Genomic DNA, 16,793 nt, shown 5'->3' on the forward strand with positions numbered 1-16,793 from the left:
CACGATGCACCAACAGCGTATCCCATCGCCGCGATGGGAAGAACGTCCGCGCTCAATCCAGATGGAATTTATCGAGCTGGCGATGCTCGGCGCGAATGTAACGCACAGTGCCGGTCACCGAACGCATCACCACCGTCTCGGTTTCGATGATGTTCTTGCCGAATTTCACACCGGTCAGCATCGCGCCCGTTGTGACGCCGGTGGCGGCGAACAAGCAGTCGCCCTTCACCATGTCCTCGATCTCGTATTTCTTCTTCGGGTCCTTGATCCCCATCTTCAGCGTGCGTTCGCGCAGCGCTTCGGAATCGATCACGAGACGGCATTGCATCTGGCCGCCGATGCAGCGGAGCGCGGCCGCGGCAAGAACTCCTTCCGGCGCACCGCCGATGCCGAGATAGATATCGATGCCGGTCTTCGGTTCGGCGCAGTGAATGACACCCGCAACGTCACCGTCGGAAATCAGACTGACCGCCGCGCCGGTCTTGCGCACAGCGCTGATGATGTCAGCATGCCGCGGCCGGTCAAGCAGGATTGCGGTGATCTCGGATGGCTTCACGCCCTTGGCCTTGGCGAGATTGATGATGTTCTCATCGGCCGGCGCATCGAGATCGATGGTCCCTTTCGGGTAGCCAGGACCGATGGCGATCTTGTCCATGTAGCAGTCCGGCGCATGCAGCAGCGTGCCGGCATCGGCCATCGCCAGCGTTGCTATCGCGCCCGGCATGTTTTTGGCGCAAAGCGTGGTCCCTTCCAGCGGATCGACAGCGATATCGACCTTGAATCCGCCGCTCTTGGTACCAACCTGCTCGCCGATGAACAGCATCGGCGCTTCATCGAGCTCGCCCTCGCCGATAACCACCGTTCCATCAATCGGCAGCTTGTTCAGTTCGCGGCGCATCGCGTCGACGGCAGCCTGATCCGACGCCTTGTCCTTACCGTGACCGCGCAATCGCGCGGCCGATACCGCAGCGCGCTCGGTGACGCGCACGATTTCGAGCGAGAGCACCCGCTCGAGCATCTGATGCGGTTGCACGGTAATCGTCGACGCCATCTTGGTTCCCTTCCCGGCCGGGCCTCCGGCCGTCATTCCGGCAAAAGGTTCTATCGGTTTTTTTCGATCCGGATCAATTGCGGTTCGCCTGAAATCACCTGATCCGCCTTCACGGCCGCGAGAGCGCGCCGCACGGCATCTTCCGTTGTCGCATAAGTAATAAGAATGACAGGAACAGGACCGCTCACGGCCCTGGCGTCTTTACCGCCTTCTGTCCCAAGGTGGCGCTGCACAATGGATTCGAGCGAAATCTGCTGTTCCGCCAAACGCGTGGCAATGGCGGCCGCCGTTCCCGGCTTATCCACAGCCAGGAGGCGAATGTAATAGCCGCCCTCGTGCATCTGCATCGGCGCCTTGCCGGCGACGGTCAGGCTGTCAGTAGCGCACCCAAACGGCGAAACATGGGCACCGCGGGCAATGTCGCCGATATCGGCAACCACCGCTGAAGCGGTCGCAAGCCCGCCAGCCCCCGGCCCGACCAGGGTGATCGGTGCAATGCCATCGGCGTCGAGAGTCACAGCATTGGTGACTCCCATCACCTGCGCGATGGCGGAATCCTTCGGCACCATGGTCGGGTGCACGCGCTGCTCGATGCCGGTGTCGGTCTTCACCGCAACACCAAGCAGTTTGATGCGATAGCCGAGTTCGTCCGCCGCCATCAGATCGGCCGAGTCGATCGACGAGATGCCTTCGACATAGATCGAGTCGGCGTCGACTTTGGTTCCGAATGCAATCGAAGCCAAAATCGAAAGCTTCTGCGCCGTATCGAAGCCTTCAATATCGAAGGTCGGATCGGCCTCGGCGTAACCGAGACGCTGCGCATCTTTCAGACATTCGGCAAAAGACAGCTTCTCCTGCTCCATCCGCGTCAAGATGTAATTGCAGGTGCCATTCAGGATACCGTAGACGCGGGCGAATGAATTGCCAGCGAAGCCTTCCCGCAGCGCCTTGATGATGGGGATACCGCCGGCAACCGCGGCTTCGAAATTCAGGCCAACATTGTTGGCTTCGGCCAGTTGCGCGAGCGCAAAGCCGTGTCGCGCGAGCAGCGCCTTGTTAGCGGTCACCACCGGCTTCTTCGCCGACAACGCCGCTTCAACTGCAGCCTTTGCCGGATCGCCATCGCCTCCCATCAACTCGACAAAGACATCGATGCCCGGATCACGCGCCAGCATGACCGGATCGTCGACCCAGCGGATGCCGGACAGATCGACACCGCGATCCTTCCCCTTCGTACGCGCCGTCACGGCGACGATTTCAATCGGGCGACCGCAACGCGCGGCCAATTGATCCTTGCCTTCGGCAACCAGCCGAATGACCGAAGCGCCGACTGTGCCTAAGCCGGCAAGACCCACCTTGAGGGGCGCGACCATGTTCAAACTCAAAAAGGAAAGTGCGGCTAGTGGAGTGGATTTGACATTCGCTACCCTGTTAACCGCAGACTTGCAAAGCGAATGCCAAAAACAGGAGGCGAACGTTAAAATCGGACCACTAGCGCCGGGTGGCGAGAGGAACGACGTTGTGGAGTTTGTCGATCCCTGACTCCAGGAAACGACGAATGTTGCGCGCGGCCTGCCGGATGCGCTGCTCGTTCTCGACCAGCGCGATACGAACATACTCGTCGCCATGCTCACCAAAGCCGATGCCGGGCGCGACAGCTACGTCAGCCTTCTCGACAAGAAGCTTGGAGAACTCGATCGAGCCCATGCCGCGGAACGCCTCCGGCAATTTGGCCCAGGCGAACATCGACGCTGATGGCGACGGTATCTGCCAGCCAGCGCGGCCAAAGCTGTCCACCAGCACGTCGCGGCGCTTGCGATAGATTTCGCGCATCTCACGAATGCAATCGTCGGGCCCATTCAAAGCGGCGGTCGCCGCGACCTGCACCGGTGTGAAAGCACCGTAATCGAGATAGGACTTCACGCGGCCAAGCGCTGCGATAATGCGGTCGTTGCCGACGGCAAACCCCATGCGCCAGCCGGGCATCGAGAAGGTCTTCGACATTGAGGTGAATTCGACTGTCACATCCATGGCGCCTGGCACCTGCAATACCGACGGCGGCGGATTGTTATCGAAATACACCTCGGCATAAGCGAGATCCGACAGGATGAAGATCTCGTGCTTCTTCGCGAAGGCAACGAGGTCCCGGTAGAAGTCCAGGCTCGCGACGCACGCCGTTGGGTTTGCCGGATAGCAGGCAATGACGGCGATCGGCTTCGGGATCGAATGGACCAGCGCCCGCTCAAGTGCGTGGAAAAATTCCGGATTGGGTTCGGCCGGAACGGAGCGAATCACTCCGCCCGCCATCAGGAAGCCGAAGGCATGGATCGGGTAGCTCGGATTGGGAACCAGCACGACATCGCCCGGCGCGGTAATCGCCTGCGCCACATTGGCGAAGCCTTCCTTCGAGCCCAGTGTGGCGACGACCTGCGTATCCGGGTTGAGCTTCACGCCGAAGCGGCGTTCGTAATAGGCGGCTTGGGCGCGGCGCAGTCCGGCGATGCCCTTGGAGGCGGAATAACGATCCGTGCGCGGCTTGCCGAGAGTTTCCTTCAGCTTTTCGATCACATGGGCGGGCGCCGGCAAGTCCGGATTGCCCATGCCGAGATCGACGATGTCGGCCCCGGCGTTCCGGGCGACGGCCTTGGCCCGATTCACCTGCTCGAAAACGTAAGGTGGCAGACGACGAACCCGATAAAATTCTTCCATGGCGCTAAGCTTTCTTCAGGCCCGCGGGGCTCCGTGTCCCGGCATCAGGACTGTCATCGGCCGGCCCGGCGAACAGGATGCTTTTATCATGGGTTCCGGCTCGCGCCAGCAGTCTCCGGAGCCGGCGGCAAATTACCTCTGCTGAAGAGACCGGTCGGCTGGCTGGGGGATCTCCGGCCCTTCTTTTTATCCTTGGGCTTGTTTTTGGCCTCTTCCATTTTCTTGGCCTCCTCCTGAGCCCGCTTTTTGTCCCTGGCGATGTTCTTTTCCTGATTGGGCTGCCGATTCCGGGTCGCGATCAAGTCATCGTGGAGTCGCTTTTGCTGCTCTGCATCAAGAAGAGCGCCGCGATCTGGCGGCATGTCATGCACGGCCGGGTAAGCAGGCGCTTCGGCGGGGCGCGGTGGCGCGCCTTCCGGCAATCCGCCAACGGCGTGAGGGATGCTGTCAATCTGGGCAGTCGAGCAGCCCTGCAGCAACACCAAGGCTGCGAGCGCCGCCAACGTTTTTGGACGGCCCAGCCGGGACAATCTGCTCGATGGGCGTTGCAGCATGTTTGTGATTGAGTGAGTCAGGTATTTTGCGCGCGTAACGGGCTAATATGACCAAAGCAAGGATGTGAAAACGGCTGGTTAACGGCGGAAGGCTCCCCGACGTCGAATGGCCGTCACCTTGCAGGGCAAGTATCTGGCAGAAGGAAACTGCCGACGCCATGTGGCGTTGGGGATTGAATGGGCGGAAGATGAACAAGCTGCCGGACAAGCCGGTCGTATCTGACACGGGAAGCGTCGATATCGAACGCTTTGCGCACAATATCGCGCGCTTTGTCGAACAGGGCGGCAAGGCGTTGGCCGCATATCTGAAGCCGCGCGAGGGCGGAACCGCCAAAATCGAGGTCCCCGATCAACTCGGTGACGCCATCAGGACGCTCAGCCAGGTGGTGGAATATTGGGTGTCAGATCCCGAGCGTACCGTCGAAGTTCAAACCAAACTCGGCACGGCCTATCTCGAACTTTGGGAGAATACCGCAAGGCGCATGGCCGGTGAGGACGTACCACCGACGACCGTTGCTGATCCCAAAGACAAGCGGTTCAGTGATCCGGAATGGACCACAAACCAGTTCTTCCTGTTCCTGCAACAGCTCTATCTGCTCACGGTGCGCTGGAGCGAGCGGCTGGTCACCGATGCCAAATCGCTTGATCCGCATACACGGCAGAAGGCGGAATTCTATGTCCGGCAGATTGCCAACGCGCTGTCGCCATCGAACTTCATCCTGACCAATCCTGAACTGCTGCGCGAGACGCTGTCATCGAACGCGGACAATCTTGTCCGCGGCATGGCGATGCTGGCCGAGGACATCGATCCCTTTGGCAATTTCAAGATCCGGCAATCGGACCCGACGATGTTCGAGGTCGGCCGTAATCTGGCGCTCACGCCCGGCAAGGTGATTTTCCAAAACGAGCTGATGCAGCTCATTCAGTATTCGCCCTCGACCGAAACGGTGCTGAAGACGCCGCTTCTGATCGTGCCGCCCTGGATCAACAAGTTCTATGTGCTCGATCTGACGCCGGACAAATCCTACATCAAGTGGTGTGTCGATCAGGGCCTCACAGTCTTTGTCATCTCCTGGGTCAATCCGGATGAGCGGCTCGCGGAGAAAGGCTTCGCCGAATACATGCGCGAGGGCCCGCTGACAGCGCTGGATATTATTGAACAAGTTACCGGCGAGACGGACGTCCACACGGCCGGCTATTGCGTTGGCGGTACGCTGCTTGCGGTGACCCTCGCCTATATGGCCGCAACCAGCGACAAGCGGATCAAGTCGGCAACCTTCTTTGCGGCACAGGTCGATTTCACCCATGCCGGCGACCTGAAAGTGTTCGTCGACGAAGAGCAGTTGAATGCGCTGGAAAAACGCATGCAGGATCTGGGCTATCTCGAAGGCCAACAGATGGCGACGGCGTTCAATCTCTTACGCTCGAACGACCTGATCTGGCCTTATGTCGTGAACAATTACCTGCGCGGCAAGGCGCCCTTCCCGTTCGACCTGCTGTACTGGAATTCGGACGCTACGCGCATGCCGGCGGCCAATCATTCCTTCTACCTGCGCAATTGTTATCTCAACAATGCACTGACTGCAGGCCGGATGACGGTGGCAAATGTGTTGCTTGATCTGAAGAAGGTGAAAGTGCCGGTCTACAATCTCGCAACCCGCGAGGATCATATCGCCCCGGCGAAATCGGTTCTGCTCGGATCGAAATATTTTGGTGGACCGGTCCGTTTCGTGCTTTCCGGTTCAGGACACATCGCCGGCGTGGTCAATCCGGTCGCCAAGGGCAAGTATCAATACTGGACCGGGCCCAAGCCTTCCGGCAGCAATGTCGATACATGGCTCAAGAAGGCCACCGAGCATCCCGGATCCTGGTGGCCGGACTGGCTCGACTGGATCAAGAAACAGGGCGACGAACGGGTCTGGGCGCGCCAACCAGGCGGCGGCAAACTCACGCCGATCGAAGATGCACCAGGAAGCTACGTGAAAGTGCGCTCGTAACGTAACGGTCCTCGTCGGTACTCCCGAAGACTGCCTCCGAGCGGCTCCGCCGGTCTGGGATAGGGCTTTCGTCCCGTTACACTGGCGCGATATGATGTGATCCGCTGAGGGAATCGCAACGGGAGGCGACTGTGTCCAAGGAATTGTTCTGGCTGACGATGACCTGCATCCTGACCGGGCTCTTGTGGGTTCCCTACATGCTGGATCGCATGAAGGTCCGCGGCTTCATGGGCACGATGGCCAATCCGTCTCCGAAGGACACGCCGCAATCGCCCTGGGCGCAGCGGCTGTATTTCGCCCACACCAACGCGGTCGACAATCTTGTGGTGTTCGCGCCCTTGGTCTTGATCCTCGACACACTTGGCCGCTCCACCAGTGCGACCGTGATTGCCTGTGCGGTCTATTTCTGGGCGCGGCTGGCGCATGCGATCGTCTATGCGTTCGGTCTGCCGATCTTCCGCACCCTCGCCTTCCTTGTCGGATTCGCGGCGCAGGCCGTGCTTGTGGTCGCGATCTTCCGGGCCGGCTGACGACACGCCACTGTCGCTAAAAATAACGGCCGTCGCCATTGCGACGGCCGTTTGTCTTTATTGAGCCGCCATTTACGACGTAATCTTGACCGGTATCTTCAGATAATGAACGCCGTTCGACTCGGCGGGTGGAAATTTGCCGGCGCGGATGTTCACCTGGATCGATGGCAACAGCAGCAACGGCGCCGCCAGCGTCGCATCGCGACGTTCGCGCATGGCGACGAATTCATCCTCGGTGATGTTTTCGCTCGCATGGACGTTGCGAGCCCGTTCTTCGCCGACCGTGGTTTCCCAAGCGTAATTGTCGCGGCCCGGCGCCTTGTAGTCATGGCACATGAACAGTCGGGTCTGCGGCGGTAATGACAGCAGCCGGCGGATCGACCGATACAGCGTGCGGGCATCTCCTCCCGGAAAATCCGCCCGTGCGGTGCCGTAATCGGGCATGAACAGCGTATCGCCAACGAACACCGCATCGCCGATCTTGTAAGATACGCAAGCGGGTGTGTGGCCTGGCGTATGGATAGCCTCGACGGTGAGATTCCCGATCGCCAGCGTCTCACCATCTGCCAAAAGCCGATCGAATTCGCTGCCATCGCCGGAAACATCCGTCGCATTGAAAACAGGGCGGAAGATGCGCTGCACATCACGGATATGTTCGCCGATCGCCACTTTGGCACCGGTCTTGGTCTTGATATAGGGCGCGCCCGATAAGTGATCGGCATGCGCGTGCGTTTCGAGAACCCACGCGATCGTGACTCCGGCATCCGCAGCATATTTTAAAATGGCGTCCGCCGAGCGGATATCGGCCTTGCCGCTGCGGTGTTCAAAATCGAGCACCGGATCAATGACTGCGCCTAGGCGCGTCGCCGGATCGGACACCAGATAACTGACCGTGTTGGTTGGTTCGTCGAAGAACGCCTTGATGGCGGGTTGGACGGACATCGTGGCTCTCCCATTCATTTGGGGCCGGTTCTGACCCCTTGACTATTATATTATCACATTCTAATTTAGCAATATATGAAATATGGATGATGCGAATGGCCCTACCGGCAGCGATGGAAAAGTTGGAACAGCGAGCGGGCGATGCTGCGCAATTGCTGAAATTGCTGGCCAACGAGACACGGTTACTCATCCTTTGCCACCTTGTCTCGGAACGAGAGATGTCGGCTGGCGCCATTGTTTCCGCCATCGGTCTCGGCCAATCCGCCATATCGCAGCATCTGGCCAAGTTGCGTGACGACAATCTGGTTGCGACACGGCGCGACGCGCAGACCATCTATTACCGGGTCGCCGACAAAAACGTGGCCCGGATCATCGCCCTGCTCAAGGACATCTATTGCCGCGACGCGTGAAGACTTAACGCCGCTTGTAAATGTCAAAGAGGATCAAACGATGACCAGCCAAAAAACACCGATGTCGCCTATCTCACCCGAACGCGCAGCCGCGTTGATGCGCGCCGGTGCCGTTCTCGTCGACATCCGCGAACGCGATGAGCATGCACGCGAAAAGATCGGCGGTGCCCGTCACCATGCCGTTTCGATGCTCGACCGGGAACACCCCGCGCGCCCCGGTGACTCGGTATTGATTTTCCACTGCAGGTCCGGTGCCCGCACCCGTCAGCATGCTGGGCACATTGCCACTGCCTGTCCCGCCGGCATTGAAACTTACATTCTCGATGGCGGGATCGATGCATGGAAAAAAGCAGGTCTGCCGGTCGTGCTGGATCGCAGCCAACCGATCTCGATCATGCGACAGGTCCAGATCGTCGCCGGTAGCCTTGTCCTACTGGGAGTCATCCTGGGTGTTGCGGTGTCGCCCGGCTTTTATGCGCTCTCCGGTTTTGTCGGCGCCGGCCTGGCTTTCGCAGGCATCTCGGGATTTTGCGGCATGGCGCGGGTCTTGGAGCTGATGCCGTGGAACCGTACCTCGCAAGCATGAGGCATCTGTGATGCTGCTGACGCTCCAGAATGTGGCGGCCATCGCGTCCGGCGGCGTTGTCGGCTTGTCGCTCGGCCTGATCGGCGGCGGCGGTTCTATCCTCGCCGTCCCGCTGCTACTCTATGTCGTCGGCGTGCCATCCGTGCATGTCGCGATCGGAACCAGCGCCGTTGCGGTCGCCGCGAGCGCAGCTATCAGCCTGTTCGGTCACGCCCGCACGGGCCATGTGCGCTGGCCCTGCGCCATCACATTCGCGCTTTCGGGGATTGTCGGCGCCGCTGCGGGCGCGCAGCTCGGCAAAATGATGGACGGTGCGAAATTGCTGATCTTGTTCGGGTTGCTGATGATCGTCATCGGCGGTCTGATGGTGCGGCCCAGAAAAGCCGCGAACGATCTCGGCCTGCGCCTCAACCGTTCGACCGTGCCGCAACTGCTGCCGCTCTTGATCGCGGCGGGATTTGGCGTCGGTCTGTTGTCGGGGTTTTTCGGCATCGGCGGCGGGTTCCTGATCGTCCCCGGCCTGATTGGCACGACCGCGATGCCGCTGATCGATGCCATCGGCTCCTCACTAGTGTCCGTGACCGCCTTCGGCCTCACCACGGCCGGCAGCTATGCCGCATCCGGCCTCGTCGACTGGCGACTGGCCGGTCTGTTTATCCTCGGCGGCGCGATCGGAGGCTTTGCCGGCCTGATCGCCGCGCACCGCCTCGCCGCGCAAAAGCGGACGCTGACCTACATCTTCGCCGCGGTCGTGATCGTCACCGGCGTCTATGTCACTGCAACGGCTTTGATGCGCTAACCTTACATATCAGGGAAACAGCGCAACCTGATCGATGCCCATGGTCTCAGGATACCCCAGCATCAGGTTCATGTTCTGGATCGCCTGCCCGGATGCCCCCTTCACAAGATTGTCGAGCGCCGAGATCACGATGGCGCGGCCGGGCACCCGGTCCTTGGCGACACCGATGAAGGTCCAGTTCGAGCCGCGCACGTGCCGTGTCTGCGGCGTTTCGCCGAACGGCAGAACGTGAACGAAGTCGGCCTTGTCGTAGAAGTTTAAAAGTATCTCATGAAGTTCTTCAGGTGTTTTCCCGCGCCGGCCTTGCACGTAGATGGTCGACAGGATGCCCCGGTTCATCGGCACGAGGTGCGGGGTGAAGCTGACGATCACCTCCTTGCCGGCGGCGGCCGAGAATTCCTGGTCGAGCTCGGCCATGTGCCGGTGGCCGCCAACGCCATAGGCGTGGAAGCCTTCGGAGACTTCGGAGAACAGCATCGCCTCCTTCGCCGACCGCCCCGCGCCGGTCATGCCGGACTTGGCATCGACGACGATGCCGTCGGTTTCGATCGCCTTGTTCTTCAAAAGCGGGATCAAGGGCAGTTGCGCGCAGGTGGTATAACAGCCGGGATTGGCGACCAGCTGCGCCTTCTTGATCTCGCGCTTGTGAATCTCGGCGAGGCCGTACACGGCTTCCTTCTGCAATTCCGGCGCGTGATGCTCATGGCCGTACCAGCGCGCATATGCGGATGTGTCGCTCAGCCGGAAATCGGCGGAGAGGTCGACCACCTTGGTGTCCGGTGCCTTGGCGAGGAGATCCTTCAGCACCTTCTGCGTTGTCGCATGCGGCAGCGCGCAGAAGACGAGATCGAGCCCGGCTGTGCTCCAGTCTTGTCCCTCAATGGATACGAGTGTCGGCAAGTCGAACGGCGAGAATTGCGGAAACACGCTGCGCATCGCCTGCCCCGCCCGGCGGTCGGCGGTCAGCATGGCAATCTCCGCGCGCGGGTGCCGCAGCAGCATCCGCACCAGCTCCGAGCCGGTATAGCCCGAGGCGCCCAATACGCCGATCTTCGCTTTCGTCGCCATGTCATAAACTCCGCGCGCAACAGCCTGACGGCTGCGGTATCTATTGTTCTGCAGCGAGTTTGGGAAGCGCGGAGAAAGAAAACGCCGCGGCTCCGAAGGCTCGCGGCGGGGATAACCGGACTTTTTTAAGACAAGCCCGTACCTGCCGCGAGGATGCGGCAACGGCGGCGGGAGATGGTGATCCGGTTGGTCATGTGGCGGTCATATAGGACCGCAGCGGGACAGGTCAAGCAAGTGACGTTACCTCATTGCTTGAGGAGCCTATTTTACGCCGGCGTGAAGCGATAACCACTGCCGCTCCTTTCGATATGCCCAACAGCCGGAAACGGAAGATGATAAGCGGTCGTCGGCATGCGTTCAGCGGCCAGCATGTCGTAGAGCTTGCGGCGCGTTGCGACGGCCATCGGCCCGTCCATATCGCCGCCGGCGAACCAGTTGGGATTGCGCACGAAGACGAGGCCGATGCCCGATGTCACATCGGCCTGCACCAGCAGCTTGCTGTCGCCCGACGCGATCACGAAGGATGTGTGACCCGGCGTATGTCCCGGCGTGCCGATCGCGGTAATTCCGGGCGCGATCTCTTTGCCCCATTCGTATTTCGCGAGGTTCTTGCCGACGATGGCGTTGAACACGCGACGCACATTGGCGTGCGCATTCTGCAGGTTCGAGCCATCCGCCGCCTTGTTCATATTGACGTCATCGAGCCAGTAATCCCATTCGTTCAGGGGCACCTTGATCGCGGCGTTGGGAAATGCCGACGCACCGTCCGCCAACACCAGGCCGCCGATGTGATCGCCATGGAAATGCGAGATGATCACCGTATCGATCTGCTTTGGGTCGACACCGGCCGCGACCAGATTGGCAGCCGTCCGTCCGGTCCCTGCTTCCAGCGTGCGCGGTCCGTTGCCGGTATCGATCAGTATCGTCCTGCTGCCATTCTTCACAAGAACGGGCTGGAACGACGTTGCGATTTCATCGCGAGGCAGCGACTCCGCCGCCAGCGCATCCTGAAATTGTTCGAGGCTGGCGCTGCGGCTGGGACTCGCGGTGAGCTTGCTACGGCGCGTGCCATCGGACAACACAATCACTTCAATATCGCCGACTTTGAGGGCGCGAAATCCCGGCTGCTCTTGCGTTTGCGCAAACGCCTTGTGACCCGAAAGGGCGATGGCCGCCGTGCCACCCAACACATGCCGGCGGGTCAACGATGTCATGCGTCCCTCCATTTGTCGCCGCTAAAACAACAAGGCCGCCCTGTGGGGGGCGGCCTTGCAATCTTTGATCTAAAGTGTCGGGCTCCACTGGATCATGTGTTCACGATACCCGGTCGGCGTCTTTTCGATATAGGCCGCCGACGGGAACGGATAGTGGAAGGCCTGCACCATCATCTTGTCCGCTGCCAGCATGTCATAGACCTTGCGGCGCGTGGCTTCCGCCATTTGCGGATCCTGATCGAACATCAGATGCCAGCCCGGATTGCGCGCGAACAGATACGGCACGTGCGTCACGTCGCCCTGCACGAAGATGCTCTTGTCGCCGGATGACACGATGTGCGAGTGATGACCGACTGAATGCCCGTTGGTGGCAACGCCAGTGATGCCAGAAACGATGTCCTTACCGGCTTCATAGGGCTCGACACGCTTGGCAACCTCAGGATTGGTGAAGATGCGGCGATTGTTCTTGAACAGACCGGTCATGCGCTCCGAGGTCTGCTTGTTCATCTCGCCATCGTCCATCCAGTATTTATACTCCTGACCGGGGACGCGGATGGCGGCATTCGGGAAGGCGAGCGTATTATCAGCCTTGAGGATGCCGTTCACGTGATCGCCATGGAAGTGCGAGATGATGACGGTGTCGACCTGTTTCGGATCGATGCCGGCAGCTGCCATGTTGGTCAGGAATTGACCGTTGGAGCCCTTGCTCTGGTTAAACCCGGCCTCGCCTGTTCCGGTGTCGATCACCACCAGGTTCTTGCCGGTATTCACGACAATCGGCGTATAGTTGTTGTTGAAAATCTCGGTGTCGTAGAAATTCGCCGCCAACGCCTTCTTCACTTCCGCGGTGTCGACATTGGCGACGAAGGTCGGCGGCAGCTTGAAGCGGGTCACGCCGTCGGCCACGACCGTTACTTCAAAGTCGCCGACCTTGTAGCGGTAGTAGCTTGCGGCCTGCTTGCCGGCCATCGGCGCCTGCGCGTGCGCCCGTGTCGACCAGGAAAACTCCCCCATCATAGCCGCCGCGGCTGCGGTCGCAGCTCCGGCCATCACGCTGCGGCGTGTTACGTCACTCATCTAAAAATCCTCCCTGAAAACTGGCAGTCCCCTCATACACCGGGTCGTCCACTGACCTCATTTTACCGAACGAAAAAGCACGGTGGAATGACAGGGGCCGCCCTCGGATGCGGGCAAAACACCGTGATGATCGATTTATTCCTTGGACCAAGCCGACAGCGCACTGAGCCAAACAAAATGTCACAGCTCAAGTGTGTTGTGCATCGCGACAGAGCTTCAGGACACGCCCGGCATGTTCGTGAAATAGTGGTCGATGTAATTGGTCTTGAGATAGCGATAGCCGAGCCGCGCAAACAGCGCCTTTAGTTCCTCAAAGCGGTCCGAATACAGCTCGATCTGCAGATAGCATTGGTTGTCGCGCAGCGTTCGCTCCATGCCGGCCAGCGCGTGAAATTCGGAGCCTTCGACATCCATCTTCACGAGAATGGTCTTGCCGCTGATGGCAAACTCATCGTCGAAACGGATCTGCTTCACCACATGGGTCGCAACGCCCGGCGCTTCTTCCGGCGGCTTGTCCGGATGGACGATCCAGGACTCGCCGCGATTGTGGACGCCCGCCTCCATCAGCGTCACCTCGCCGGCCTTGTCGCCGACGGCATCCGGCACGACCTGGATTCGATAATCCAGTCCATTAGCGGCGATGTTTGCTTTCAGGCGCGCGCGATTGCCGGGATCGGGCTCGAAGGCGATGATCTCGGCGCCAATACCGGCGACCGCCAGCATGATCGAATAGACGCCAGCATTCGCCCCGATATCGAGAAAATAATCGACGTCACGTGTCCGACAGATTGCCGCGAAGTCCTCAAGCTGGTCCGCCTCCCAGATGCCGTTGATCGCCAGCTCGCGATCGATCAGATCGGTCGTATCGACAAGAAAGCGCGCACCTTGCGCATTCACCGTATAGGGCACGCGCCCGAAGGTGCGCATCGCCCGATCATACCAGCCACGCAGCGTCCGCTCGAAAGAGCTGTTCGGATGGCGAAAGGTCTGCCCGCTGCGCATCGTCCGCCCTAGAACAGTTTCTTGAGATATTCGAACCCGATGTCACCAAACGCGAGCAGCACATAAGCCCACAGCATCGCCGACAGCACATTGGCAAGCTGGAATTTCCAGTAATCCATTTCCAGGATGCCGGCGATCAGTGGCACCGCAGCCCGAAGCGGGCCGAAAAAGCGGCCAACGAAGACGCCGGGAATGCCCCATCGCTCGATGAAAGCATGCCCCCGCGGCAGCAGGTCTGGGTATTTCGGCAGCGGCCAGATATGGGCGATGCGATCCTTGAAATGGAACCCGAACCAATACGATACCCAGTCTCCGCAGGCCGCGCCGGCAGCGGCGGCGAGCCAGATCGGCCAGAAAACGAGGCCGGACATGTTAATCAGGGCCCCGATGGCGACCAGAATTCCCCAAGCCGGGACCAACATCGAGATGAAGGCCAGGGACTCGGCAAACGCCAGCACGAAAACGATCGGTAAGGCCCACCAATGGTTCTGACGTACAAAATCGATAATGACCTGGGAGTGCTCTTGAATCATTTTGTGACAGTCGCGGCGGGAACTGTGGTCTAGCCGGGTCCTGCCTAATCTTCCAGCGCAAGCTAAAGGTAAAATAAAGCTCCTGCCGCGGACCTCCTCTCAAGGATTTGCCATCTCCATGGCATATTGCCCCCGCACCCCTGATTCGTTCTGAGTTCCAAAAAAGTCCGAAGATCCAAATGGCTAAGAAGACCGCAGCGGCCCGCACCGTGACCAAGGGCGCCAAAACCGACAAAAAGACCGCAGATATGTTCGGCGGCGCCTCCAAGGCGGCGGCCAAGGGCACTGCTTCAAAAACGTCCGCCTCGCGCGGCGGCAATGCCGAGAGCAACTATACCGCCCACCATATCGAGGTGCTGGAGGGGCTTGAGCCGGTCCGTCGCCGGCCCGGCATGTATATTGGTGGCACCGACGAGAAGGCGCTGCACCACCTGTTCGCGGAAGTCATCGACAACGCGATGGACGAAGCCGTCGCCGGCCACGCCACCTTCATCGAAGTACACCTCGGCGCCGACGGCTACATCACCGTCACCGATAACGGCCGCGGCATCCCGGTCGACCCGCATCCGAAATTCCCGAAGAAATCCGCGCTTGAAATCATCATGTGCACGCTGCACGCGGGCGGAAAATTCGACTCGCAGGTCTACGAGACCTCGGGCGGTCTGCACGGCGTCGGCGTGTCGGTTGTGAATGCGCTGTCCGTCGACATGGTTATCGAGGTCGCGCGCAGCCAGCAGCTCTATCGCATGACATTCTCGCGCGGCAAACCGAAGGGCGGGCTGGAAAAGCTCGGCCGCATCGCCAACAAGCGCGGCACCACTGTGCGCTTCAAGCCCGATCCGCAGATCTTCGGCGAAAAGGCAAAATTCGATCCCGCGCGCCTGTTCAAAATGACGCGTGCCAAGGCGTATCTGTTTGGCGGCGTCGAAATCCGCTGGTCGTGCGATGCCGCGCTGATCAAGGACGACACGCCGGCCGAAGCCGTGCTGCACTTCCCCGGCGGCCTGCAGGATTACCTCGCGGCCTCGATCGAGGGCGCGACCCGCGTGCATCCGGACATCTTCGCCGGCGGTTCGGAAAAAAAGAACGGCCACGGCTCGGCGGAATGGGCGATCGCTTTCGTCGCCGATGCCGATCCGTTCGTCTCGTCCTACTGTAACACGATCCCGACGCATGATGGCGGCACGCATGAAAGCGGCCTGCGCACTGCCCTGTTCAAAGGTTTGCGCGACCACGCCGCCCGTACCGGTCAGGAAAAGCGCGCGGCAGCGATTACCAGCGATGACGTGATGGCGGGTGCCTGCGCCATGGTATCGGTGTTCATCCGCGAGCCGGAATTCCAGGGCCAGACCAAGGATCGCCTTGCGACGCCTGAAGCGTCCCGCGTGGTCGAACAGGCGATACGCGATCCGTTCGATCACTGGCTGGCCGGCAATCCGTTACAGGCCAACAAGCTGCTCGACTTCGTGGTCGAGCGCGCAGAAGAGCGCCTTCGCCGCCGGCAGGAAAAGGAAGTCTCGCGCAAGAGCGCAGTGCGCAAACTGCGGCTTCCCGGAAAGCTGGCTGACTGCACCAACACCGCGGCTCAAGGCTCGGAGATCTTCATCGTCGAAGGAGACAGCGCCGGCGGCTCGGCCAAGCAGGCGCGCGACCGCGCATCACAAGCGGTGCTGCCCCTGCGCGGCAAGATCCTCAATGTTGCTTCAGCCGGCAAGGACAAGCTCGCGCAGAACCAGCAACTCGCCGATCTCATCCAGGCGCTCGGCTGCGGCTATGGCTCGCATTACCGTGAGCAGGAATTGCGCTACGACAAGGTGATCGTGATGACCGACGCTGACGTCGACGGCGCGCATATCGCATCACTGCTCATCACTTTCTTCTACCGGCAGATGCCGAAGCTGATCGACGACGGACATCTCTATCTCGCGGTCCCCCCGCTCTACCGCCTCTCGCATAGCGGCAAGACATTCTATGCCCGTGACGATAAGCACAAGGAAGAGCTGCTGAAGAAGGAGTTTCACGCCAATGCCAAGGTCGAGGTCGGCCGCTTCAAGGGCCTTGGCGAGATGATGGCGAACCAGCTCAAGGAAACGACCATGGACCCGAAGAAGCGTACGCTTCTGAAGGTGACGCTGGCCGAGGCAGAACGCGTGGACACGGCGAAATCGGTCGATCAGCTCATGGGCACGAAGCCGGAAGCCCGCTTCGCCTTCATTCAGGAAAAGGCCGAATTCGCCAGCGAAGAATTGCTGGACGTATAGGCTTGATTCACAATTGAAGCGCCTTGCTCCGCTCATTCCCGCATATGCGGGAATTCAGTG

At 60.3% G+C, this 16,793-nt stretch carries 16 protein-coding genes; 6 read left to right on the plus strand and 10 right to left on the minus strand.

All coding sequences use genetic code 11. From position 1 onward, the window contains the following. Nucleotides 1–52: 52 nt before the first annotated feature. The 4 genes from glpX to CAK95_RS24790 form a co-directional block, all read right to left on the minus strand. Nucleotides 53–1,051 (minus strand): class II fructose-bisphosphatase, encoded by a 999-nt coding sequence (glpX, locus tag CAK95_RS24775; RefSeq protein ID WP_086091639.1) that lies wholly within the window; start codon nucleotides 1,049–1,051, stop codon nucleotides 53–55. 50 nt (nucleotides 1,052–1,101) lie between these two features. Then, complete coding sequence (locus CAK95_RS24780) at nucleotides 1,102–2,424, minus strand: homoserine dehydrogenase (protein WP_086090344.1); 1,323 nt, start codon at nucleotides 2,422–2,424, stop codon at nucleotides 1,102–1,104. Nucleotides 2,425–2,542: 118 nt separating this feature from the next. Continuing rightward, the gene (locus CAK95_RS24785) at nucleotides 2,543–3,760 is read right to left on the minus strand and encodes an LL-diaminopimelate aminotransferase (protein ID WP_086090345.1); all 1,218 of its coding nucleotides are present in this window, start codon (nucleotides 3,758–3,760) and stop codon (nucleotides 2,543–2,545) included. 86 nt (nucleotides 3,761–3,846) lie between these two features. Continuing rightward, nucleotides 3,847–4,314, minus strand: coding sequence for a hypothetical protein (locus CAK95_RS24790; RefSeq protein ID WP_086090346.1), 468 nt, complete (start codon nucleotides 4,312–4,314; stop codon nucleotides 3,847–3,849). A 188-nt stretch (nucleotides 4,315–4,502) separates the two neighbouring features. On the opposite strand from CAK95_RS24790, the gene CAK95_RS24795 reads away from it, so the two are divergent. Further along, complete coding sequence (locus CAK95_RS24795) at nucleotides 4,503–6,311, plus strand: PHA/PHB synthase family protein (protein ID WP_086091640.1); 1,809 nt, start codon at nucleotides 4,503–4,505, stop codon at nucleotides 6,309–6,311. A 131-nt stretch (nucleotides 6,312–6,442) separates the two neighbouring features. Then, a complete protein-coding gene (locus CAK95_RS24800) occupies nucleotides 6,443–6,841 on the plus strand; it encodes an MAPEG family protein (RefSeq protein WP_086090347.1) in 399 nt (132 codons plus the stop codon). Between the two features lie 72 nt (nucleotides 6,842–6,913). Here CAK95_RS24800 and CAK95_RS24805 read toward each other — a convergent pair whose 3' ends face one another. Next, the gene (locus CAK95_RS24805; RefSeq protein ID WP_086090348.1) at nucleotides 6,914–7,783 is read right to left on the minus strand and encodes an MBL fold metallo-hydrolase; all 870 of its coding nucleotides are present in this window, start codon (nucleotides 7,781–7,783) and stop codon (nucleotides 6,914–6,916) included. 89 nt (nucleotides 7,784–7,872) lie between these two features. On the opposite strand from CAK95_RS24805, the gene CAK95_RS24810 reads away from it, so the two are divergent. From CAK95_RS24810 to CAK95_RS24820, 3 genes are all read left to right on the plus strand, one after another. Further along, nucleotides 7,873–8,193, plus strand: coding sequence for an ArsR/SmtB family transcription factor (locus tag CAK95_RS24810; protein ID WP_086091641.1), 321 nt, complete (start codon nucleotides 7,873–7,875; stop codon nucleotides 8,191–8,193). A gap of 61 nt (nucleotides 8,194–8,254) precedes the next feature. Continuing rightward, nucleotides 8,255–8,779, plus strand: a complete 525-nt coding sequence (locus CAK95_RS24815) for a rhodanese family protein (protein WP_086090349.1) — start codon at nucleotides 8,255–8,257, stop codon at nucleotides 8,777–8,779. 10 nt (nucleotides 8,780–8,789) lie between these two features. Beyond that, nucleotides 8,790–9,578, plus strand: coding sequence for a sulfite exporter TauE/SafE family protein (locus CAK95_RS24820; protein ID WP_086090350.1), 789 nt, complete (start codon nucleotides 8,790–8,792; stop codon nucleotides 9,576–9,578). A gap of 9 nt (nucleotides 9,579–9,587) precedes the next feature. On the opposite strand, the gene argC is transcribed toward CAK95_RS24820, so the two are convergent. The 5 genes from argC to CAK95_RS24845 all read right to left on the minus strand — a co-directional run bounded on the left by argC (nucleotide 9,588) and on the right by CAK95_RS24845 (nucleotide 14,472). Then, nucleotides 9,588–10,646 carry an N-acetyl-gamma-glutamyl-phosphate reductase gene (gene argC / locus CAK95_RS24825; RefSeq protein ID WP_086090351.1) on the minus strand — a complete coding sequence of 353 codons (1,059 nt, stop codon included), beginning with the start codon at nucleotides 10,644–10,646 and terminating at the stop codon, nucleotides 9,588–9,590. 266 nt (nucleotides 10,647–10,912) lie between these two features. Continuing rightward, on the minus strand, nucleotides 10,913–11,860 hold the full coding sequence (locus CAK95_RS24830; RefSeq protein WP_157699737.1) for an MBL fold metallo-hydrolase: 948 nt from the start codon (nucleotides 11,858–11,860) through the stop codon (nucleotides 10,913–10,915). 69 nt (nucleotides 11,861–11,929) lie between these two features. Continuing rightward, a complete protein-coding gene (locus CAK95_RS24835; protein WP_086090353.1) occupies nucleotides 11,930–12,937 on the minus strand; it encodes an MBL fold metallo-hydrolase in 1,008 nt (335 codons plus the stop codon). A gap of 216 nt (nucleotides 12,938–13,153) precedes the next feature. Continuing rightward, a complete protein-coding gene (locus CAK95_RS24840) occupies nucleotides 13,154–13,939 on the minus strand; it encodes an FkbM family methyltransferase (RefSeq protein ID WP_086090354.1) in 786 nt (261 codons plus the stop codon). 8 nt (nucleotides 13,940–13,947) lie between these two features. Then, nucleotides 13,948–14,472 carry a DedA family protein gene (locus CAK95_RS24845; RefSeq protein ID WP_425349636.1) on the minus strand — a complete coding sequence of 175 codons (525 nt, stop codon included), beginning with the start codon at nucleotides 14,470–14,472 and terminating at the stop codon, nucleotides 13,948–13,950. 248 nt (nucleotides 14,473–14,720) lie between these two features. Between CAK95_RS24845 and parE the strand changes: the two genes are divergently transcribed. After that, a complete protein-coding gene (gene parE / locus CAK95_RS24850; RefSeq protein ID WP_086091643.1) occupies nucleotides 14,721–16,733 on the plus strand; it encodes a DNA topoisomerase IV subunit B in 2,013 nt (670 codons plus the stop codon). Nucleotides 16,734–16,793 lie beyond the last annotated feature (60 nt).

It is taken from the genome of Pseudorhodoplanes sinuspersici (assembly GCF_002119765.1).
Taxonomy (GTDB): Bacteria; Pseudomonadota; Alphaproteobacteria; order Rhizobiales; family Xanthobacteraceae; genus Pseudorhodoplanes; species Pseudorhodoplanes sinuspersici.